21 protein-coding genes are annotated in these 19,908 nt (G+C 65.0%); 11 read left to right on the forward strand and 10 right to left on the reverse strand.

Going from position 1 to position 19,908, the window contains the following annotated elements:
* Positions 1–119 precede the first annotated feature (119 nt).
* The gene (locus FVP60_RS09835) at positions 120–806 is read right to left on the reverse strand and encodes a response regulator (protein WP_147826116.1); all 687 of its coding nucleotides are present in this window, start codon (positions 804–806) and stop codon (positions 120–122) included.
* A complete protein-coding gene (locus FVP60_RS09840) occupies positions 803–2,092 on the reverse strand; it encodes a sensor histidine kinase (RefSeq protein ID WP_147826117.1) in 1,290 nt (429 codons plus the stop codon). Before FVP60_RS09840 ends, FVP60_RS09835 begins: the two co-directional genes overlap by 4 nt.
* Positions 2,093–2,114: 22 nt before the next feature.
* On the opposite strand from FVP60_RS09840, the gene FVP60_RS09845 reads away from it, so the two are divergent.
* Together FVP60_RS09845 and FVP60_RS09850 are read left to right on the forward strand one after the other, a co-directional pair.
* Positions 2,115–2,306 carry a hypothetical protein gene (locus FVP60_RS09845; RefSeq protein WP_147826118.1) on the forward strand — a complete coding sequence of 64 codons (192 nt, stop codon included), beginning with the start codon at positions 2,115–2,117 and terminating at the stop codon, positions 2,304–2,306.
* A 68-nt stretch (positions 2,307–2,374) separates the two neighbouring features.
* A complete protein-coding gene (locus FVP60_RS09850; protein WP_147826119.1) occupies positions 2,375–2,806 on the forward strand; it encodes a VOC family protein in 432 nt (143 codons plus the stop codon).
* 3 nt (positions 2,807–2,809) lie between these two features.
* Here the strand turns inward: FVP60_RS09850 and FVP60_RS09855 are convergent, their stop codons facing one another.
* Both FVP60_RS09855 and FVP60_RS09860 read right to left on the reverse strand, forming a co-directional pair.
* Positions 2,810–3,652: an exodeoxyribonuclease III gene (locus FVP60_RS09855; RefSeq protein WP_147826120.1), complete on the reverse strand. Its 843-nt coding sequence runs from the start codon at positions 3,650–3,652 to the stop codon at positions 2,810–2,812.
* A 628-nt stretch (positions 3,653–4,280) separates the two neighbouring features.
* Positions 4,281–4,814, reverse strand: a complete 534-nt coding sequence (locus tag FVP60_RS09860; protein WP_147826121.1) for a YbhB/YbcL family Raf kinase inhibitor-like protein — start codon at positions 4,812–4,814, stop codon at positions 4,281–4,283.
* An 82-nt stretch (positions 4,815–4,896) separates the two neighbouring features.
* Between FVP60_RS09860 and pyrE the strand changes: the two genes are divergently transcribed.
* Entirely contained in the window at positions 4,897–5,475 is a 579-nt protein-coding gene (gene pyrE, locus FVP60_RS09865; RefSeq protein WP_147826122.1) for an orotate phosphoribosyltransferase, read from the forward strand.
* 264 nt (positions 5,476–5,739) lie between these two features.
* Here pyrE and FVP60_RS09870 read toward each other — a convergent pair whose 3' ends face one another.
* On the reverse strand, positions 5,740–6,306 hold the full coding sequence (locus FVP60_RS09870) for a YdeI/OmpD-associated family protein (protein WP_147826123.1): 567 nt from the start codon (positions 6,304–6,306) through the stop codon (positions 5,740–5,742).
* A gap of 116 nt (positions 6,307–6,422) precedes the next feature.
* Between FVP60_RS09870 and FVP60_RS09875 the strand changes: the two genes are divergently transcribed.
* Together FVP60_RS09875 and FVP60_RS09880 are read left to right on the forward strand one after the other, a co-directional pair.
* On the forward strand, positions 6,423–7,409 hold the full coding sequence (locus FVP60_RS09875) for an SDR family NAD(P)-dependent oxidoreductase (RefSeq protein WP_147826124.1): 987 nt from the start codon (positions 6,423–6,425) through the stop codon (positions 7,407–7,409).
* Positions 7,410–7,468: 59 nt separating this feature from the next.
* On the forward strand, positions 7,469–8,404 hold the full coding sequence (locus tag FVP60_RS09880) for a nucleoside hydrolase (RefSeq protein WP_147826125.1): 936 nt from the start codon (positions 7,469–7,471) through the stop codon (positions 8,402–8,404).
* Between the two features lie 102 nt (positions 8,405–8,506).
* Here the strand turns inward: FVP60_RS09880 and FVP60_RS09885 are convergent, their stop codons facing one another.
* The gene (locus FVP60_RS09885) at positions 8,507–9,139 is read right to left on the reverse strand and encodes a metal-dependent transcriptional regulator (RefSeq protein ID WP_147826126.1); all 633 of its coding nucleotides are present in this window, start codon (positions 9,137–9,139) and stop codon (positions 8,507–8,509) included.
* Positions 9,140–9,741: 602 nt separating this feature from the next.
* Between FVP60_RS09885 and FVP60_RS09890 the strand changes: the two genes are divergently transcribed.
* The gene (locus FVP60_RS09890) at positions 9,742–10,146 is read left to right on the forward strand and encodes a four-helix bundle copper-binding protein (RefSeq protein ID WP_246132573.1); all 405 of its coding nucleotides are present in this window, start codon (positions 9,742–9,744) and stop codon (positions 10,144–10,146) included.
* A gap of 123 nt (positions 10,147–10,269) precedes the next feature.
* Here the strand turns inward: FVP60_RS09890 and FVP60_RS09895 are convergent, their stop codons facing one another.
* Complete coding sequence (locus FVP60_RS09895; protein WP_147826127.1) at positions 10,270–10,593, reverse strand: hypothetical protein; 324 nt, start codon at positions 10,591–10,593, stop codon at positions 10,270–10,272.
* A gap of 184 nt (positions 10,594–10,777) precedes the next feature.
* Here FVP60_RS09895 and FVP60_RS09900 point away from each other — a divergent pair, with 184 nt between their 5' ends.
* On the forward strand, positions 10,778–11,398 hold the full coding sequence (locus FVP60_RS09900) for a TrmH family RNA methyltransferase (RefSeq protein ID WP_147826128.1): 621 nt from the start codon (positions 10,778–10,780) through the stop codon (positions 11,396–11,398).
* 50 nt (positions 11,399–11,448) lie between these two features.
* Here the strand turns inward: FVP60_RS09900 and FVP60_RS09905 are convergent, their stop codons facing one another.
* Both FVP60_RS09905 and FVP60_RS09910 read right to left on the reverse strand, forming a co-directional pair.
* Positions 11,449–11,934, reverse strand: a complete 486-nt coding sequence (locus FVP60_RS09905; protein ID WP_147826129.1) for a hypothetical protein — start codon at positions 11,932–11,934, stop codon at positions 11,449–11,451.
* A gap of 59 nt (positions 11,935–11,993) precedes the next feature.
* The gene (locus FVP60_RS09910; RefSeq protein ID WP_147826130.1) at positions 11,994–13,316 is read right to left on the reverse strand and encodes an MATE family efflux transporter; all 1,323 of its coding nucleotides are present in this window, start codon (positions 13,314–13,316) and stop codon (positions 11,994–11,996) included.
* A gap of 78 nt (positions 13,317–13,394) precedes the next feature.
* On the opposite strand from FVP60_RS09910, the gene FVP60_RS09915 reads away from it, so the two are divergent.
* Complete coding sequence (locus FVP60_RS09915; RefSeq protein WP_147826131.1) at positions 13,395–15,359, forward strand: M13 family metallopeptidase; 1,965 nt, start codon at positions 13,395–13,397, stop codon at positions 15,357–15,359.
* A gap of 1 nt (position 15,360) precedes the next feature.
* Complete coding sequence (locus FVP60_RS09920; RefSeq protein WP_147826132.1) at positions 15,361–16,287, forward strand: serine hydrolase; 927 nt, start codon at positions 15,361–15,363, stop codon at positions 16,285–16,287.
* Between the two features lie 58 nt (positions 16,288–16,345).
* On the opposite strand, the gene FVP60_RS09925 is transcribed toward FVP60_RS09920, so the two are convergent.
* Entirely contained in the window at positions 16,346–17,374 is a 1,029-nt protein-coding gene (locus FVP60_RS09925) for a LacI family DNA-binding transcriptional regulator (protein ID WP_147826133.1), read from the reverse strand.
* A gap of 206 nt (positions 17,375–17,580) precedes the next feature.
* Here FVP60_RS09925 and FVP60_RS09930 point away from each other — a divergent pair, with 206 nt between their 5' ends.
* Together FVP60_RS09930 and FVP60_RS09935 are read left to right on the forward strand one after the other, a co-directional pair.
* Complete coding sequence (locus FVP60_RS09930) at positions 17,581–18,909, forward strand: glycoside hydrolase family 35 protein (RefSeq protein ID WP_147826134.1); 1,329 nt, start codon at positions 17,581–17,583, stop codon at positions 18,907–18,909.
* Positions 18,910–19,486: 577 nt separating this feature from the next.
* Positions 19,487–19,861: a hypothetical protein gene (locus tag FVP60_RS09935; protein ID WP_147826135.1), complete on the forward strand. Its 375-nt coding sequence runs from the start codon at positions 19,487–19,489 to the stop codon at positions 19,859–19,861.
* Positions 19,862–19,908 lie beyond the last annotated feature (47 nt).

Below are 19,908 nucleotides of genomic sequence, written 5' to 3' on the forward strand. Positions count from 1 at the left end.
GCGCGCGGTTCCCCCAAAACCCCCGCGTCCGGGGGGGGCCCCCCCCACCCCGGGGGCGCCCCCCCACTCATTTTCTGACGCACCGTCTGTGGTGCCGTGGTTGTGGAACCAGTGATGCGCTAGGCCAGGCCGTTGCGGTGTGCGAAGACGACCGCCGCAACCCGGTCGCGGGCGCCGAGCTTGGCGAGCACGTTGGAGACGTGCGATTTCACGGTGGCCTCGCCGATGAAGAGCGCGCTTGCGATCTCGGCATTGGAGAGCGCTTGAGCCAACAGGCGCAGCACCTCCTGCTCGCGCTCGGTGAGGTCAACGGCAATGTGTGGCGCGGGCGCGGAAGCCGCGTTGTGCGCCTCGGCCGATGGCGCGGATTCGTGCGCGTGCGCCTCGGCGGCAAACCGCTCAATCACGCGTTTGGTGACTTCTGGCGCCAGGAGGGCGTCTCCCGCGGCGGCCACCCGCACGGCCGAGATCAACTCGTCGGCGCCGGCATTTTTCAGCAAGAATCCGCTCGCCCCGGCCTCCAGCGCTTGAAACACATAGTCGTCGCGGTCAAACGTTGTCACGACCACAATTGCAGAGCGAACGGCGGGGTCGGCCACGATCTGGCGGGTGGCTTCGAGGCCATCCATGTCGGGCATTTGCACGTCCATGCAGATGACATCGGGGTGCACGTCGCGGGCAACGGTGATGGCTTCTCGCCCGGTGGAGGCTTCGGCTACGACCTCGATGTCATCGGTCGAGGCGAGAATCATCCGAAAGCCCGCGCGCATCACGGCATGATCGTCAACCAGCATCACCCGAATCATGCGCTCGCCTCCGCGAGATCAGCGTCGGTCGGCGCCGCCGGGGCCAGCGGCACCTGAACGCGCACCAGCAAACCGCCGCGTGCGCGCGGGATCATCTCAATGGTTCCGCCCGATGCTGCCGCGCGCTCGCGCATGCCCAACTGGCCAAGCCCTGGCCGAACCTGCAGCATGGACCGCCCCGTGTTAGTCACCTCAAGCTCGACGAAGTAGGGGTCGTAGCGCAGTCGAACATCGGCCGTCGCGTCGGCCCCGCCGTGGCGGCGAGCGTTGGTGAGGCTCTCCTGGGCAATGCGGTACAGGTTCGCCTGCACCACATTGGGCACGACGCGTTCGTCGCCCAGCACCGTGAAGGCGGTGGGCATTCCGGCCTCGTTGACGTGATCGATCAGATCGCGCAACCCCTCAAGTCGAAGCGTCGACGCAAAGCCCGCGTCGGCGCCATCGTCGGGAGTGCGCAGGGTCTCAAGCAGGAGGCGAAGCTCGGCGATCGCAGTGCGGGCCGAGGTTTCGATGGTGGTCAGCGCCTCGGCGGTGGCCTGCGGGTTCTTCGTCATCATGAGGCGCGCGGCCGAGGCTTGCACGCCCATCGCCGAAACGTGGTGCGCCACCACATCGTGCAGTTCGCGGGCGATCGCCACGCGGTCAAGCGCGACGGCCTGCGCGGCGGTACGTTCGCGTTCCGCCTCCAGTTCGCGCGTGCGTTGGCGAAGCCTTTCGTGCTCGATGGCGGCGTGCCAGGCGCGGTCGCCCATAAACCACGCGCCACCGAAGAACCCAATGTTGATCAGCACGTTGAGCAGCATCCACGCCACGTACGGCGAGAACAACCCGACGCGCGACAGGCCGTCTTCGATCTCGACGTCGGCGGTGGCCGAGATGTACATGTTGATGAACAGCCAGAGCATCATCAGCGAGGTGATGATCGTGCGGCTCCAAAACGCCCGGCGACGATCATTCACCCAGGCGCCGACGGTGAACAGTGCGATAAACATCGCGATATTACCGACATGCACTTCAGGAACCTGAAAGGTCACGCCCACGAAGTAGGTGGCGCACACGATGGCTGCCACGGCGATCGGATATCGGCGCCGAAACGCGAGCGCGCCACACACGACCGTTGTGGTGAGCAGGGCCCATTCGATGCCGACCTGCGTTTCGCCGTAGAAGCTGACGACGCTCATGAGCCCCGAGCTGATCACGCCAGCAACAAAGAGTCCGAGCGCGATCCACAGATCGGCGCGGTAGTTCTGCTCGGTCGGGGCCGGGCGGGCAACAACATCAGCCATGCTCCCACCGTAGGCGGATGTTGTGAATCGCGCCTCCGCCACACGACGGAGATTTGTCGCGCCCGGAACCATGGGGTTTCGTGGGTCGCGCTGGGTTGCGCTGCGCGAGTGGGTTGCGCTGGGCGGGCGGGTTGCGCTGATTGCGTGGTCACGTATCGCGCTCCGCAGCGGTAACGCTCCCACCTGCGCCGACGAAGTCGCGCCAAGCTCTTGACGGTGCCCCCAGGGTTCGGCAGTATTCACTGCGGGTCCGCGGGGATTCGCTTCTCAGAGAGGCACGCCATGACCATGATTTTCGTCAACCTGCCCACGTCAGATCTTGACCGCAGCAAGGAGTTCTACACGGCCCTCGGGTGCGAGATCAACCCGCTGTTCACCGACGAAAACGCGGCCTCTGTGGTGTGGAGCGAAAACGTGCACTTCATGGTGCTCACCCGCGAATACTTCGCGACCTTCACCACCAAGACTGTCGTTGACCCTCGCGACAGCGCCCAGGTGCTGATCGCCCTCACGCGCGACTCCCGCGAGCACGTCGACGAGACGCTTGCCGCTGGCCTCGCAGCCGGTGGTTCCGAGCCCCGCGAACCGCAAGACTACGGCTTCATGTACTCCCGCTCCTTGGAAGACCTCGACGGCAACATTCTCGAGTTCTTGTATATGGAGCCGGGTGCGGCAGAGGCCGGACCGGAGGCGTACCTCGCTGACGTCGAGTAGGGGTTAGCCGAAAATCATCGGCACATCGTCGTCGTCGACCGGGTCAAGGTCGAGATCGACGACCACGGGTACGTGGTCGCTGGGGATCTCGCCCTTGCGCTCGTCGCGCGCGATGAAAGCACCGGAGACGGCATCGGCGAATGCCGAAGAGCCGAGGATGAAGTCGATGCGCAGGCCCTCGTTGCGCGGAAAACGCAGCTGCTTGTAGTCCCAATAGGTGTAGCCGGTGGGAACCAGCGGGCGAACCACATCGGTCAGCCCGGCCGACTGCAGCGCGCCGAACGCCGCGCGCTCGGCGGGGGAGACGTGCGTGGAGACGCCCTCGACAATCGTGGGGTCGCCGTTGTCTTCGTCAAGCGGCGCAACATTGAAGTCGCCGACGAGGGCGAGTTTGAGCTCGGGGTTAGCGGCAAGCTCGGTCTCGGTGTAGCGGGCCAGCGCGTCGAGCCAGTGCAGCTTGTAGGTCATGTGCGGGTCATCGAGCGCGCGCCCATTGGGGGTGTAGAGGCTCCACACCCGCACGCCGTTGATGGTCGCGCCGATCGCTCGCGCTTCAAGCGGCGCATCGGGGCCGTCGTAACCCTTCTGAAATCCGGGCATGCCGGCAAACGAAAGCTCGACGTCTTCGATCGGCTCGCGGCTCGCGATGGCGACACCGTTCCACTGGTTGAGGCCGTGAGCGACCACGTGATAGCCGGCCGCCTCAAACTCCGCGTAGGGAAACTGCTCGGGCTTGCACTTGATCTCTTGCATGGCGAGCACGTCGATGTTCTCGCGCACGGCAAATTCCACGGTGCGCACCACGCGCGCGCGAATCGAGTTGACGTTCCAAGTGGCAAGTCGCATGCCACCAGCCTACGATCCCGCACCGACACCCAGCGACAGGGGTGAGGTTCCACTACGCACGGCATGCCGACGTGTGTTTGTGCGTGCCCGCGTTCCCACATGTCGGAGGGTTCGTGGCGACACGCCGGTCGATCACGCCGGGAGCCGGGTGCGGCGAGCATCCTTCCGACATTTGGGACGCGCCCGCGCGCGGAACCAGGGGGGCGGAACCCAGGGTGCGGGTTCGCGGAACGAGGGGCGACGCCCGCAGGTTCCGCGCGTTCCGCGAGCCGCTGATTCCGCAGCTGGCCGCTCGCGACGGGGTTGCGGTTCCGCAGCCGAGGACGAGGGAATGAAAGTGGCGGTTGAAGCTGAGGGCCGCGGGGGCTGGCCAGGGCATGCCGATGTGTGTTTGTGTCGGCATGCGTTCCCAAATGTCGGAGGGTTCGTGGCGACACGCCGGTCGATCACGCTGAGGGCTGGCCGCGGCGAGCATCCTTCCGACATTTGGGACAGACGCGAGCCCGGAACCAGGGGCGCGCACGGAACCAGGAGCTTGCGCCCGGAATCACGGTGCGGGTTCTCGGAACCAATCGCGGCACCCGCAGGCTTCGCGCGTTCCGCGAGCCGCCACCCCGCAGGCGGCCCGCTACGGGGTGGCGGTTCCGATGAGCACGCCGCGGGCGAGCGAATGAAAGTGACGGTTGAAGCCGAGGATCGCGGGGGTTGAGCCGGGCGCGAGATCGAGCGTTTCGACGTCGAGCGCGTCGATCACGAAGAAGTAGCGGTGCGTGCCGGTACCTGCGGGCGGGGCGGAGCCGGAGTACTGCTCAACGCGGGCCTCGTTCGGCAGCGTGATCGCGCCAGGGGGCAACAGGTCGGAGCCAGGGTCGCCAGCGCCTTCGAGGAGGGAGGTGGTAGACGCCGGAATATTGAAGACCGCCCAGTGCCAGTAGCCGGATCCGGTGGGCGCGTCCGGGTCGAACACCGACAGCGCGAACGATTTGGTGCCTTCGGGCGCGCCAGACCACGATAGCTGCGGTGATACATCGGCGCCGCCGCGCTCAGCGCTCCAGGCGGTGAGGGGCAGGGCGGAACCATCGGCAAAGTTCGCGCTGGTGAGCGTCATCGGGGCAAATTCGCGCAGTTCGGCAAGCGCGGCGTACGGATCGTATGACAGCATGAGCAACCTCCTTGTGGCTTGTGTCCAGGCTAGCCGCACCGGGCCGCAGGGGCAGGGTGCGCACCCCGCATAGAATCGAAGCATGACCGCGTTTTCGTCGCCTGCCCTCGAAGCTGACCGCCAGATGCTCATTGAGCTGATCAAGAGTGAGGCCGTGTTTCACGGTGACTTCACGCTGTCGAGCGGGAAGAAGGCGTCGTATTACGTCGACATGCGCCGCCTCACGCTCGATCACCGGGCGGCCCCAGCCATCGGACGCCTGACGGCAGAGCTTGCCAGCGAGTTTGATGGCGTCGTTGCTGTCGGCGGGCTGACGCTGGGCGCGGACCCCATCGCCAACGCTGCGATGCACGCAGCCGCTGGGTCCGACCGCCCGCTCGACGCTTTCGTCGTGCGCAAGGAGCCGAAGGATCACGGCCGCGGACGCCAGATCGAGGGCGCAGAAGTTGAAGGCAAGCGCGTCATCGTCGTGGAAGACACCTCCACCACAGGGCAGTCGGCGCTGAAGGCCGTTGAGGTATTGCGCGCCGCCGGCGCTGAGGTTGTTGCCGTCATCGTGATTGTCGACCGCAAGACCGGCGCCCAGGCTGCGATTGAAGCCGCTGGCCTGGAGTGGCGAGCCGCGATTGACCTCGACGACCTGGGTCTCGCGCCTCAGTAACACCCAGCGGCGCGCCTCGCGGAACCACGGAGCGGCTCAGTCGCGCGCCGCATAAGCCTCAAAATAGGCGCCGCCGACCGGCGCTAAGCCAAATAGTCGCCACCGACCGGCGCTCAGCGTAAGCGCCGCAGCCTCCGCTCGTCGTCGCTTATTCGTTGTTGTCGTCTTTCTCGTTTTTGCGGTTGCGGAAGTACTGCCACGCGAACACGACAAGGGTGGACGCGACGATGATGGTCGATATCAAAAACAGGATGTCGCGTTCACTCATGGGCGTTTTCCTTCGGCAGCAGTTTGAACGATGGTGGCGATGCGTTTGGTCACGGTCTGCGCAGATACCGCCATCGCGATCTGCGTGAGCTGATACTTGCGCACGCTTGCCGGATAAGAATCCCACGTTTTCTGGGCCGCGTCATTCGCCTCTAGCGCCGCCTGGAGCTCGGGCGGAACAACGCCCGCCTCGGGGCCGTCAAGAATGCTCCACCAGCCGGAGGCTTGAGCGTCATCAATCACGCGTTGCCCGGCGGGCATCATGAGACCCTCGTCAATGAGCCGCGCGACGCGCACCTTGTTGGTGGCCGCCCACGGGCTACGGTTGCGGCGCGGCGAATACCACTGCATGCGCCGCTCATCGTCGAGCGGACGGTTGGTCGCGTCGATCCACCCGAAGCACAGCGCCTCTTCGACGAGATCGTCATAGCTCGGGCGCGGCCGATCGTCACGCCATACCACGATCCACGCGCCGTCGGAGGTGGCGTGATTTTGCTGCAACCACGCGCGCCACTGCGCTCGCGACTCTACGTGAACCTGCTCCGCATCGGCCATCCGTCCCATGGCAAAAGCGTACGGGGCAGCACCGACATCGGCACGAAGATCACGATTCGGGCAAGGGCGGGTTTTGCCACGCCGCCGGGGTCGCCGGGCCAGGAAAACCCGGATAAGGTTGCCACGTGGTTGGTTCCCGAGATTCGTGGGATGCGGGTGCGCTCCCGAGTCTTGCTGGGCGCACCTATCTGGTCACCGGAGCCACCTCAGGGCTGGGGTACTTCTCAGCGGAACAGCTGGCTGGCGCCGGCGCGCACGTCATTTTGAGTGGGCGCAACGTCAACCGGCTGACGGCGGCTCGCGCAGCGATCGGACGCCGCGTTCCTGGCGCCTCACTGGAGTCGATGATTATCGACGTGACCAAAGGTTCCGTTGTTCGCTCGGCGGCCGCCAGCCTCTCGTCTCACGAGCGTCTCGATGGCGTCATTTTCAACGCCGGCATCGTGCACCCACCGCGCAAGCGCGAAGAGGTTGACGGTCACGAAGTCGTACTCACCACCAACGTTCTCGGCCACTTTGCGCTCGCTGCCGGTCTGCTGCCGACGCTCGCAAAATCGGGCCGTGACTACGGCACCGGGCGCATGGTGTGGCTCGGATCGGTCTCGACCGTGTCGTGGAAGACAAACGCGATTGATCCGGAGCTGAAAGAGAACTACAGCGGTCCGCGTGCCTACGTGCAATCGAAGTTCATGGTTCAAGCGCTCGCTTCCGAGGCGCAGAGGCGCCTCGATGAGGCCGACGTCGCCGTCGAAAGTGTCATCGCGCACCCCGGATACTCGCTGAGCGGTCGCACGAATGCGGTTGCTGGCGTCAACGAGGTGCGCAGGCTCAAGCGATTCTTCGCCAACCTGCAGGCACCCGTCACGCAATCCAAAGAGGCCGGTGCGGCATCTCAGGTGCGCGCCCTCATCGACCCGCTCGTCAAGGGCGGTGACCTCGTTGGCCCGTCGCGCACCTTTACCGGCCCGCCGCGCATCTACCCGGCAGACAAAGTCACGAAGCTGACAGAACGCTCACGCCTGCCTGAAGTAGGGCGCGAAGTCTGGCAGTTCTGCGAATCGGCAACGCGGACCACGTGGCCGTTTGCCGCCTCTCGCGCGCCGCGCGTCTAACCCACACCTGAAAACCCCGCGTCGATCATCTCGCCGCACATTCATCTGAGAGGTCTCACGTGAGCGCCATTCCCGTCGTTATTGATTGCGATCCCGGCCACGATGACGTGGTGGCGCTGTGGCTGGCGTTGGGAAACCCGGCCCTCGATGTGCGCGCCGTCACGACCGTCGGCGGCAATGTTCCGCTGCCCCTCACCACGATGAATGCGCGCGTCGCGCTGACCGTCGCCGGCGTCAACGATGTTCCGATCGCCGCGGGCGCTGCTGGCCCCTTGGTGCGGGAGCTCGAGACCGCCGAGTTCATTCACGGCGAGAACGGCCTGGGCGGGCCCGAGCTGCCAACGCCCACGATGCCGCTTGACGACCGCACGGCTCAGCAGCTGATGATCGACGTGATTGAGAGTGCGACGGAACCTGTCGCCATCATCGCAACCGGCCCCATCACGAACGTCGCGATTCTGTTGCGCGACCGCCCACAGCTGCTGCCGCGCATTCGCGAAGTGGTGTGGATGGGCGGCTCAACTGAGCGCGGCAACGCGACGCCGTACGCCGAGTTCAACGCGCTGGTCGACCCGGAGGCGCTGACCATCGTGCTTGATTCTGGCGTGCGCTTCACGATGGTGGGTCTTAACGTCACGCACCAGGCACTGCTGACTGCCGAGGTGCGCGAGCGCATCATCGCCATTGGCAACAACACCAGCCGATTCAGCGACGACCTGATGCGCTTCTTCTGCGACACGAACGAGGAGATCTACGGCATGCTGGACGGCCCACTGCACGACCCGGTTGCGGTGGCCGTGTTGGCAGCGCCCGAAACCGTCGAACTCGTGCACACCCGCCTCGATGTGGAGACCACCGGAACCCACACCAGCGGGGTGACGAGCGTAGACCTGCACGGCATGCTGGGTCGCGAACCCAATGCCTACGTCGCGATGGGGCTCGATGCTGACGCGTTTTGGAACCACGTCATCGCTGCGATTGCGACGCTCGATTAGGGCGAATTGCTTTAGGCGGAGCGCGTTTGGCTCGTCGCGACAGAGCTAGTCTGAACGCGCTCGGCTAGTTGCGACGCGCGTGGTTAGTCGAGGCGCGTTTGGTTAAGCGGTGAGCCAAACGGATCGCGCCGCGCCGGGCGGAAGTCTGCGTGGTTCGCCGTCGAGAACGACGCCTCTGTCGGCGACGGTCACCGTGGTTCCGATCTGCAATCCCGCGTCTTCAACTGCACGCAACAGGTCAGGATCGTGGTCGCTGACGCGCAGAATATTGCCGGTGTGGCCGACTGGAGCGTCGGCGAGCAGCACGAAGGCCGTGAATGCGACGGCGAGGTTTTCGTCGGGAATCGCATCGCCGTGCGGGTCAAACCGCGGACGCCCCAGCTGCTCATCAATCTTCGACAGCAAGCGGTCGCTGAGTGCGTGTTCCAGGATCTCGGCCTCGTCGTGAACTTCGTCCCACGAGTAGTCGAACGTCTTCACGAGCCAGGTTTCAATCAGCCGGTGCCGGCGCACCATGGCCAGGGCGCGGCGTTGGCCCGTCTCGGTGAGCGTGACTGCACCATACGGCACGTGCGAGACGAGGTCGGCGGCGGCAAGCTTCTTCACCATTTCGGTGACGCTTGACGGTGCAATACCCAGCTTGCCCGCCAAGACCGATGGCGTGATGGCCTCGTCTTGCCACTCCGTGTGGGCATAGACGGTCTTGAGGTAGTCGTCGGCCGCGGGTGATCTCACCACACCAGGCTACCGAACCCGCGGCCCGGTGCGGAATGCTTCATGCACCGACGTCACAAACCGCCCCCGCGCTGCGCCTGACTCTTCGGCGCGCTGTGCCTGTCTTTCCCGCGGGGTTGTGCCTGTCTTGCCACCCTCCGCGCTCCTGGCCCGTGCTCTGCCTGAGTGGTTCCGCAGTTCTGCCTGCATGGTTCCGCTGTTCTGCCTGCATGGTTCCGCTGTTCTGCCTGCACGGTTCCGCTGTTCTGCACGAGTGGTTCCCTGTTCTGCACGAGTGGTTGCCCCGTTTGGCCGCGACACGCCGCAAAAACCGGCTATCTGGCGTGTTCCATCGTGCATAACAGGGTCGTGGTCGTGCATAACAGGGTGGTGATCGTGCATAACACCGAAAGAAGGGGCGGAACCACGACAGGAGTGCCGAAACCAGGGCGCGAGGGGCGGAACCACGACAGGAGCCCGGAAACTCCGCACGCCCCAGAAACTCCACCCCGCCTGAAACAAACTGTTTACCGGGCGGCTCTGGTCGCGGTCGTGGCGCGGACGTAGCATGGGCACACGTGGGCGTACTCCTCGCGTCCACCCGGATGAAGGAGCTCGCCGTGATGAACATGACCGAAATGATGAAGTCCATGCCGATGGACGACACCGCCATGGCCTCGATGGATATGGCCGTCATGCAGGAGTGTATGGAGGCGTGCAACGCCTGTATGCAGGCTTGCACGATGTGCGCCGGAACCATGGCTGGCATGGAGGGCATGGGCAAGTGTGTCTCGCTGAGCGCCATGTGCGCCGAAATGTGCCAGACGATGATGAAGATGATGATGCATCCGATGGCGATGTCGGCCGACACCATGATGCCGATGCTTCAGGCCACGATGGCCATGTGCAAGGCGTGCATGGACGAATGCATGCTGCACGCAGACATGAGCGAAACCTGCCGCATGTGCGCGATGGCGTGCGAAGCCGCCATGATGGCCTGCGAAAAGATGACGGCGTCAATGAGCTAACGCCGCACGCCAATCACACCGAGCACGCAGGCACCGGCCGCGCCCCGCTAAAGCCGCGCCCCGCGAAAGTCGAGAACCCGCGGAACCACAGAACCCGCGGAACCACAGAACCCCCGAAACGCCTCAGCGCGCGACGTTGAGGTGCAACTCGCCCGCGACCAGCACCGCGTAGCGGTCGTGCACCGACACCGGCTCGCCAACTCGTAGCGTGGTGGTCAGGTCGGCGTGGTTCCACACGCGCTCGGTCGCGCCATCGAGCGTTGCAACGGTGACCCAACCGTCGACGTCAACCGCCGACACGATGCCGTCCACCCATCCGCTGGGCGTTGCCGTTGCCAGGCGCCACTGAATCGCGCCCAGTTGGTGACCCGCACGGTCGTGCACGCACATCATGCCCTGCTCGCAGGCGGTCGCAAGGGACTGCTGGAGACGGGCGGTGATAAGCATGATGAACCTTTCGATGGGGTGACATTACGGTACGTCGCCCCCACCCGAACTCCGAAACCCCTCGTCACACGACGAAACAGAAGAGCGCTGCTGCCGCGAAACCACGTTACGCGGCACGGAACCACGCGGCGCGGCACGGAACCACGCGGCTGGGTGCCAGAACGCCAGCGATTAGGCTGGATGGGTGAGTGAAGAAACCCCGGAGCGGTCAACCCACGGCGTCGGCCCCTGGCAGGGGGAGTGGCCCGAGGGTGACTGGTACGACCCCGAGCTGCTGCGCGAGGGTGACACTCGCAATGTGATCGACCGGTACCGCTACTGGACGATGGAAGCCATCGTCGCCGATCTCGATACCCACCGGCACGCCTTCCACGTCGCGATTGAAAACTGGCAGCACGACATGAACATTGGTTCTATCGTGCGAAGCGCCAACGCATTTCTTGCCGACACCGTTCACATCATTGGCCGTCGCCGCTGGAACCGTCGCGGCGCCATGGTCACCGACCGCTACCAGCACGTCGTGCACCACGAAACTGTCGAGGCGTTTGCCGCGTGGGCTGCCAGCGAAAACCTGCCCATCCTCGCCGTCGACAACGTTGGCGACGCGAAGCCCGTCGACAAAGCCGAGTTGCCGAAGCGCTGCGTCATGCTGTTCGGCCAGGAGGGGCCCGGGCTTTCTCCCGAAGCGCTCGCGGCAGCCGACGCCTTCATCGAAATTACGCAGTACGGCTCAACGCGCTCGATCAATGCCTCCGCCGCCGGCGCCATCGTGATGTACGAATGGTGCCGCCGCCACGCCAGCTAGCCAGCACGCCAGCTAGCCGCCACGCCAGCTAAGGCCGCCGTCACGACAACTTAGACGGCGCCATCCTTAGTGAGCTGAGACACGTAGATGCCCTCGCCCTCACCCGTGATGCGCAGTGTGATGGTTCCGCCACCGCTGAACTTCAATGATTCGGGCATGGCCACTTCGCACTCGATGGTCGTCGACTCAACGACCACCTCATCATTGACCAGAACTTCGGCCGTGACGGCGCCATCTGAAGCGCAAGCGAACTGCGCGATCCAGCCCCCTTCGGCCGCCTCGGCCGCCGTCGCATCGACGGGTTCGCCGGGTGTGAGTACGCCCTCCGAGCGCAGCGCCACCGAGGCACCGGTCGAGTTGCGCGGCAGGATCGTCTCAAACGTCGGGCCGTCTGCCAGGTCGGCTGACGACGGCGAAACGGTGATCTGTGGTTCTGAGCTGGAGTCAACCGGCGTGGTTCCGGCGGTGCATCCGGCCAGCGTGAGCACGGCCGCCACGGCGATGGCCGGGGTGATCAACCACATTCGCTTCGTCATGTCACCAGAGTAGGCCGCCTGCTGTCAGACGCAACCCCATGCTCGCTGGCAATCAGCGGTTAAATGTTGTTCTCGATCCAAGCGTCCGTGCGAATGCGCGCCCCGAGCGTAACCAACCGCACCACCATGTAGAGCCCGAAGAAGCAGATCGCCACCCACACCAGCCCCCAAGCACCCGTGGGGTGCAGCACCGCGACGAGCCAGAGCGCCGGGAGAGTTGGAACCAGGTTGAGCAAGCCGACGATGGCAAGATATTTCGCGTCGCCGGCCCCCATCAGCACGCCATCGAGCACGAACACCATGCCACAAATGGGCTGCGCGACGGCGAGCACGATGAGCGCAGGCATGACAAGAGCGGCGAGGTCGGCGCTACCCGTGAACATCAGCCCGATAACGCCGCTGAGTCCGCCGATCAGCGCGCCAACGATGACGCCAAACCACGCGCCCCACGCGAGCGTTCGCCGCAGCACCAGGCGGGCAGCGCGCGGGTCATCTCGCCCGAGCGCCAAACCGATCAACGCTTGCGCGGCGATCGCGAGCGCATCCAGCGCAAACGCCGCGAACGAGAACATCGTGAACGCGATCTGCCAGCCGGCAAGCTCTTCGGTGCCGAGAGAGGTGGCAACGGCAACCGTCAACAGCAGTGTGAGGCGCAGGCTCACCGTGCGAAGCAACAGCCAGCCGCCGCTGCGGGCATTGCCCGCGACCCCGTCGCGCTGCGGCCGCAGCCGCGCATCATGGCGGCGGGCCAATCGCGCAACGATCAATACGTAGGCGCCGACCATTCCCCATTGCGCCACCACGGTTCCGGCGGCAGAACCGCCAATGCCCCAACCGAAGCCGTAGATAAAGATGTAGTTGAGCAGCGCGTTCGCGCCGAAGCCCGCGCCCGCAATCCACAGTGGCGTGACCGTATTCTGTAGGCCGCGAAGGAGCCCCGTCGCCGCGAACACGATGAGCATCGCGGGCAGTCCGCCCATCGAGATGCCGAGGTAGATCGTGGCCTGTGCCGCCACATCGGCTGGCGCGTTGAACCACGAAACGAGCCAGGGGGTGGCGAGATAGCCTGCGGTGGCTAGAACGGCGCCAAGGCCGAGCGCCAACCACATGCCGTCAATGCCGACAGAGACCGCCGAGCGGGCATCGCCAGCCCCAAATTTGCGTGCAACGGCGGGAGTGGTCGAATAGGCGAGAAACACCATCAGACCGACGATGGTCTGCAATACTGCCGACGCGATGCCGAGACCGGCGAGCGGAACCGTGCCGAGATGACCGATCATGACCGAGTCGAGCATGAGAAACAGCGGCTCGGCGATGAGAGCACCGAGCGCCGGAAGTGCGAGCTTGAGGATGTCGCGATTCAGGGTCGAGGGTGCCGTCACCGCTCCAGCCTATTGGTGTGCTGAAAAATCCCCCGGAATCGGCTCCGGCGCCTGCACGGATCGGCATAGGCTGGGGGCATGAGTGCTCCTGCGCCTTCCGGCCTGAAAACCGAAGAATTCAACGACGAAATCCGCCCGCAAGACGACCTGTACCGTCACGTCAACGGTGACTGGATCGCACGCACCGATATTCCCGACGACAAGGCCCGCTGGGGGTCGTTCAACGAGCTGGCGGAACAAGCCGAAAAGCACGTTCACGAGATCATCGAAGAGGTCGTCACGGCAGAACCCGGAACCGATGCTCGCAAGGCGGGCGACATCTACGCCAGTTTCATGGACACCGACGCGATCGCCGCGCGCGGCACCGCACCGCTTCAGCCGCTGCTTGATCGCGTCAACGCCATCACCGATGTTCCGACTCTGCTGACCGTGCTTGGCGTGTTTGATCGCGAAGGCATCGCAAGCATCATCGGCATGTTCGTCGAGCCTGACCCCGGCAACCCGGAGCGTTACGTTCCGTTTTTGCTGCAGGGCGGCATCACACTGCCCGACGAGAGCTACTTTCGTCTCGACAACTTCGCAACGGTGCGCGAGCAGTACGTCGCCCACATTGAGACCATGCTGACCCTCGCGGGCGTTGAGAACGCGGCCGAGCAGTCGCAGCGCATCTTCGAGCTCGAAAAAGAGCTGGCCAGCCACCACTGGGACAACGTGCGAAGCCGCGACTCCGTCGCCACGTACAACCTGCGCACCTGGGGCGAGATGCAGGAGGCGATGGGCGTTGACATGACGCCGTGGCGCGAGGCCGTCACGCCGAACGCACCGACGGCTCTCGATGAGGTTGTGCTGTACCAGCCCAGCTACTTTGAGGGGCTCGGAACCATGCTGACGCCGGAGCGCGTCGCCGACTTCGTCTCGTGGTTGCGCTTCAAAGTTGTGCACGCGGCGGCCCCGTACCTGACCGATGAGCTGGTCGACGCCAACTTTGCCTTCTACGGCACGGCGCTCACGGGTGTTCCGGTGATCCGCGAACGGTGGAAGCGCGGTGTCTCGCTCACCGAGGGCGCAATGGGTGAGGCGATCGGCAAGGTGTACGTTGACCGGCACTTCCCGCCGGCGGCGAAAGACGCGATGGATGACCTCGTCGCCAACGTCGTCGAGGCGTACCGCCAGAGCATCGTGACGTTGGATTGGATGGGAGACGAGACGCGCGAGCGTGCCCTCGACAAGCTGTCCAAGTTCACGCCCAAAATCGGCTACCCGGTGAAGTGGCGGGACTACTCCACGCTGGACATTTCGGCAGACGATCTGCTCGGCAACGTGCGCGCCACGAACGTGCACGAACATGACCGCCAGTTTGCTCGTGTTGGCGAACCCATCGACCGCGACGAATGGCTGATGACGCCGCAGACGGTCAACGCGTATTACAACCCGCTGATGAACGAGATCGTCTTTCCTGCCGCGATCTTGCAGTACCCGTTCTTTGACGCCGACCGCGATGCAGCCGCCAACTACGGCGGTATTGCCGCGGTCATTGGCCACGAAATCGGGCACGGGTTCGACGACCAGGGCGCCACGTTCAATGGCGACGGCAAGCTCGAAGACTGGTGGACCGAAGCCGACAAGAAGGCGTTTGAAGAGCGCACCGCGTCGCTCATCGCGCAATACGACGCCCTGGTTCCGGTTGGCCTTGATGCCTCGCACACCGTCAATGGTGCGCTCACGATCGGCGAGAACATCGGTGACCTCGGTGGCCTCGGCATTGCGCTCAAGGCCTATGAACTGTCGCTTGCCGGTGCAGAAGCACCCGTGATTGACGGCTACACCGGCGTTCAGCGGCTGCTACTCAGCTGGGCTCAGGTCTGGCAGCAGAAGTCTCGCGAGGCCGAGACAATTCGCCTTCTCACCATCGACCCGCACTCGCCGGCCGAATTCCGCTGCAACCAGATTGTGCGCAACATTGATGCGTTCTACGAGGCGTTCAACGTCACCGAATCCGACGATCTCTGGCTTGACGCTGACCAGCGCGTCACCATCTGGTGAGATGACCGCGCGAACACGACGGGAACAGGCCGCGGCCCAACAGGGTCTGCTGCCTTCCCGTCGTGGGGCGCGGCACCAATCGACGCGTATTGACGCGTCGCGGCGAGGGTTCGCCACGACGCTGCGCGCGCTGGAACAACTGGCTGATACCGGCGCGCAGGTGTCGCTTCACGTGCGTGATCTGGACCGCGGGCACGTCGTGGTGGCCGGAGACGACTTCGTCGCGCAGCCCATCGGTGGCGTCGGCGTTGTGGCGGTGTTGCTCGAGGTGGCGGTGCAGTTTGACGCCGGAACCCTCGATGCGAACGAGCTTGTCGACCGCAGCACCGTGGCGCCGGCACCGGTTGCGGGGTTGTGGAACCATTTGGCCGCGACAAATTTCACGCTCGCTGATGTCGCGGTGCTGGCGGCAGCGACGGGAGACCCGGTTGCGACCAACGCGCTTCTTGCGCGCGTTGGCACGGAGGCGGTGCGGGCGCGGCTCGAGAGTCTGGGCCTGACGAGCCTCGCCGTGCTCGATGGTTTTCGCGACGATCGTGGCCCCGATCACGCCCCCGATCACGCCGTCGGTTCGACCCGTGAAACGGCCGGCCTGTTCGCGGCCCTCGTCAACAGCAAGGTGGTGGCGCCGGCGATCAGCGCGCAGGTAGCCGAATGGTTGAGCCTCAACCAAGACCTCAGCCTGGTGGCCTCAGCGACCGGTCTTGACCCGTTCGACCACGAGAACGACAAGCATCGCATTCTGTTTATCAATAAGACGGGGCGTGCCGACGGGGTGCGGGCCGAAGCGGGCGTGCTCGCTGGCCCTCGCGCCGGCGTTGCCTACGCCATCACGGTGTGCTTTGACGATCTCTCGATCGGCCACCGTCTGCGGGTGCACGACGCGATGCGCACCTTCGGCATCGAACTCATGGAGTACGTGTTCTGAGGTTCCGTCTCGCTGCGCTCGCTCAGCGGGCGGCGCGGGCTCAGCGGGCTGCGCTCGCTCAGCGGGCTGGGGGTGCGGTGGAGGCGCGGACGATGAGTTCGCTGTGTACCGGGCGGATCGCAGCCTCGGCATCGGTGCCCTCGATGGTCGCGATCACGCGGTGTGCGGCCGCCGCGCCGACCTCTTCGAACGGCTGGCGCACGGTCGTCAGTGCGGGGGAGGCGTAGGCGGCGAGGGCGATGTCGTCAACACTCACAACGGAGACGTCGTCGGGAACAACGCGACCCGCTTCGTGCAGCGCGCGGATCACGCCAAACGCCATTTCGTCTGAGGCGACAAACACCGCCGTTGCGCCGGGAATGAGGGCGAGGGTTCGACCGGCACGGTAGCCAGATTCTGGTGTCCAGTCGGCGGGGATTACGGGGGGTGCCTCGATGCCGCGCTCGCGCAGCACCGCCTCCCACTCCTCGCGGCGCACGATCGCCTCTTCCCAATACTCATCGCCCGCCACATGCCAGACGGTCTTGTGCCCCAGCTCAAGCAGGTGCTCGACAGCCAGCCGGGCGACGTGGCGCTGGTCGATGATGATGCCATCGCCTGAGCTGGTACGACTCTTCGTCGGCAGCGTGGATGGCGTTCGCTGCGTGCGCAGGCGCATCTCGGGGCTGTCGAAGTCGGTGGGAACCCCCAGAATGATGCCTTCGGCCCCCTGGCCTTCAAGGCGGTCGAAGGCGGCAAGCACGGTCTCGCGAGGCGCGTGATCGGGCACCGTCGCGGTCGTAACCGTATAGCCCTTTTCTTCCGCGACGCGCTCGATACCCACCGTCAGGGCGCCGGATGAGAATCGGTCGGTCGCCAAGATAATGAGGCCGAGAATGTGCGTGCGGCCAGAGGCTAGCGACGCCGCCGCGGCGTGGACGCGGTAGCCCAGTTGCTCGACGGCGGCCAGCACGCGCTGTTTCGTTGCCTCTTTGACATTGTCTTGGCCACTCATCACGCGTGACACGGTTTGCGTTGAAACGCCGGCAATGCGAGCAACGTCTACCTGGCTGGGGGCGTGATTGGACGACGGGCGGCGCGGTGACATATCGCCATCGTAGTGGCTTTCATAAAGAAGTCCGAGCACTTCTTGTCGGTTTCCCGTAGGATAAATGTGAGCGCAAACACTTCTGGCGTGAGCGCGAAATTCAGCGGTTCTCAACCTGTTGCTGCGCTAGCAGCCGCAGGTAAATGGTTCCGTTCACACAAACGACATTGACGTCAACGCCGACGCAACGATACGCAGGAGCACACATGACACCGAACAGTTCTGTCGAGACCGAGGTCACGGCGGCACTGACCGTTCGCGACGGCGAGCTGTTGCGCGACGGCAAAACGCACCGCATTCTCTCCGGTGCGCTGCACTACTTTCGGGTGCACCCCGATCAGTGGGAAGACCGCCTGCGCCGGCTTGCCGCGATGGGCGCGAACACCGTTGACACCTACGTTGAGTGGAACTTTCACGAGCGCACCGAGGGCGAGATTTCGTTTGAGGGCTGGCGCGATCTCGAACGATTCATCACCCTGGCTGGCGAGATTGGCCTCGACGTCTTCTTGCGACCCAGCCCCTACATTTGCGCCGAATGGTCAAACGGCGGTATTCCGCACTGGCTGAGCGCGCGGGTGCATGCCCTGCGCACCTCTGACCCCGAATTTCTTCGCGCGGTATCTGCCTGGTACGACGAACTCATGCCGCGCATGGTTCCGCTTCAGGCAGCATTCGGCGGCCCGATTGTGGCGATCCAGCTGGAGAACGAATACGGCTCCTTCGGCACCGACCGTACCTACCTCGAATTCTTGCGCGATGACCTCATCGCCCGCGGCTTCGTCGAACTGCTCACCACCGCCGATGGCATCACCACCGACATGATCGAAAACGGCTCGGTCGATGGGGTAATGGGCACCTTCACCTTCGGCACCGGCGTCGCACGTGCGGTCGAGCTCAAGGCGCCAGAGGCGCACCTCATGTGCAGCGAAATGTGGGGCGGCTGGTTTGACCACTGGACAGAGAAGCATCACGTGCGCTCGGCTGCGAGCATGATCGGAACCATCGATGAGCTGCTGGCTGCGGGTGGTTCCGTCTCGCTCTACATGGCTCACGGCGGCACGAACTTTGGGCTGTGGAACGGCGCCAATTTTGATGGCGCGCTGCAACCCACGGTGACGAGTTACGACTCGGACGCGCCAATTGGCGAGGATGGGCGCATCAATGCCAAATTCCTCGCGCTGCGCGAGGCGTTCGCGCCTTACAAAGTGGGTGGGCGTGCGGGTGCGGGTGTGCGGTGTGCGGGTGCGGTGCGGGTGCGGGTGCGTTGCGTTGCGAGGCGGGGTTGCGTTGCGGGGTTGGGTGCGGTGCGGGGCGGAACAGGGGATGGCTACGACGATATCTCCGGGCCACCCTGCGGGTGGCCTGCCAGACCCGCCAATATCGTCTCCGCCATCCCCTGCTCCTTCGGAGGCAGGTGCGGGTGGCGAGGGGCACAGCGACCGAGTCGAGGCGGGCGGGTTGCGAGGGCCGCCGATGAGCGAAGGGGTAGGGCGACCGAGACGAAGCGGCGCGGGTTGCGGGGGTGCGCCCGTTGAGCGAAGGGGGCACGGCGACCGAAACGAGGTGGGCGGGTTGCGAGGGTACGCCCGTTGAGTGAAGGGGCACGGGGATCGAGACGAGGTGGGCGGGTTGCGAGGGGCACAGCGACCGAGATGAGGCGGGCGGGTTGCGGGGGTTGCGGGGTAGCGCAGCGCGCCAGTTGTGTTGCGGTGTCGTCGCGCGTCGGAGATGTTGTTAGATGTTCCCCGACGCGCCGCGCATTCGTCCCACCAGACACGTGGCTTCCGACGTGCGGCGGCGATGGTGTTCGCAAGGCGGCCGACCCGGGGTCGCAGTTGAAACAGCGTAGGTGAGCCTGCGAGGCCGCCCCGAAACCTTGAGTTTCGTGGTTCCGTTGTCCCTGGTCGGAACCTCTGAGACTGGTGTGGCATGACTGCGGCGTGTCTCGGGTCGGGTGGCGACATCTCCGACGCGGTGCAAGTTGGTGAGCGGAACCACGGTGCGGCTACGGGCGGGCCCAGCGTTGAGCGGAACCACGGTGCGGCTCCGCGAGGGGGTGGGCGTTGAGCCGCTCAACGCGGGAGTCGAAGCGGACCGGCGTAGGGTTTGAGTATGCTCCCCACCGACGCGACGCCCCACCGCCGTGAGTCTGACCGCGAGGTGGTTGGCTACATTCTGCCCGCGGGAGAGCTGTGGCAAGGCATTGACGTGCTGGGCCGCGCAGTTGGCGACCCGGCCGAGTGGCTGGAGGTCGAAGAACGTCTCGAGGTGTGGGGTCTGTCGTTTCTGGCCGACCCGTGGACGCTCGAATTGCCAGAAGGCCCGGTGCGCGTGCGTCTCGTTGAGGTGACGCCCGACGGCATCGTCGCGAAGAGCGAAGACTTCGGCGCCATCGATGCGCCGTCAACGCGCTACGAGCTGCCGTGGCCGGCGCCAGTGACCCTGCGACCAACGCGACCAGACGACCCCAATCCCTTCTTCTCGTAGCCGCAGCCCGTGGTTCCGTCGCCCGTTGACGGTGCCCGCGCTCGCGT

This window comes from Microbacterium mitrae (genome assembly GCF_008017445.1).
GTDB classification, from domain to species: Bacteria; Actinomycetota; Actinomycetes; order Actinomycetales; family Microbacteriaceae; genus Microbacterium; species Microbacterium mitrae.

Coding starts and splice junctions, on each gene's coding strand:
- FVP60_RS09935 (WP_147826135.1), top strand. CDS start 19,487: ATGCTCCCCACCGACGCGACGCCCCACCGCCGTGAGTCTGACCGCGAG.
- FVP60_RS09850 (WP_147826119.1), top strand. CDS start 2,375: ATGACCATGATTTTCGTCAACCTGCCCACGTCAGATCTTGACCGCAGC.
- FVP60_RS09890 (WP_246132573.1), top strand. CDS start 9,742: ATGAACATGACCGAAATGATGAAGTCCATGCCGATGGACGACACCGCC.
- FVP60_RS09840 (WP_147826117.1), bottom strand. CDS start 2,092: ATGGCTGATGTTGTTGCCCGCCCGGCCCCGACCGAGCAGAACTACCGC.
- FVP60_RS09870 (WP_147826123.1), bottom strand. CDS start 6,306: ATGGGACGGATGGCCGATGCGGAGCAGGTTCACGTAGAGTCGCGAGCG.
- FVP60_RS09860 (WP_147826121.1), bottom strand. CDS start 4,814: ATGCTGTCATACGATCCGTACGCCGCGCTTGCCGAACTGCGCGAATTT.
- FVP60_RS09905 (WP_147826129.1), bottom strand. CDS start 11,934: ATGACGAAGCGAATGTGGTTGATCACCCCGGCCATCGCCGTGGCGGCC.
- FVP60_RS09930 (WP_147826134.1), top strand. CDS start 17,581: ATGACACCGAACAGTTCTGTCGAGACCGAGGTCACGGCGGCACTGACC.
- FVP60_RS09915 (WP_147826131.1), top strand. CDS start 13,395: ATGAGTGCTCCTGCGCCTTCCGGCCTGAAAACCGAAGAATTCAACGAC.
- pyrE (WP_147826122.1), top strand. CDS start 4,897: ATGACCGCGTTTTCGTCGCCTGCCCTCGAAGCTGACCGCCAGATGCTC.
- FVP60_RS09920 (WP_147826132.1), top strand. CDS start 15,361: ATGACCGCGCGAACACGACGGGAACAGGCCGCGGCCCAACAGGGTCTG.
- FVP60_RS09895 (WP_147826127.1), bottom strand. CDS start 10,593: ATGCTTATCACCGCCCGTCTCCAGCAGTCCCTTGCGACCGCCTGCGAG.
- FVP60_RS09835 (WP_147826116.1), bottom strand. CDS start 806: ATGATTCGGGTGATGCTGGTTGACGATCATGCCGTGATGCGCGCGGGC.
- FVP60_RS09855 (WP_147826120.1), bottom strand. CDS start 3,652: ATGCGACTTGCCACTTGGAACGTCAACTCGATTCGCGCGCGCGTGGTG.
- FVP60_RS09925 (WP_147826133.1), bottom strand. CDS start 17,374: ATGTCACCGCGCCGCCCGTCGTCCAATCACGCCCCCAGCCAGGTAGAC.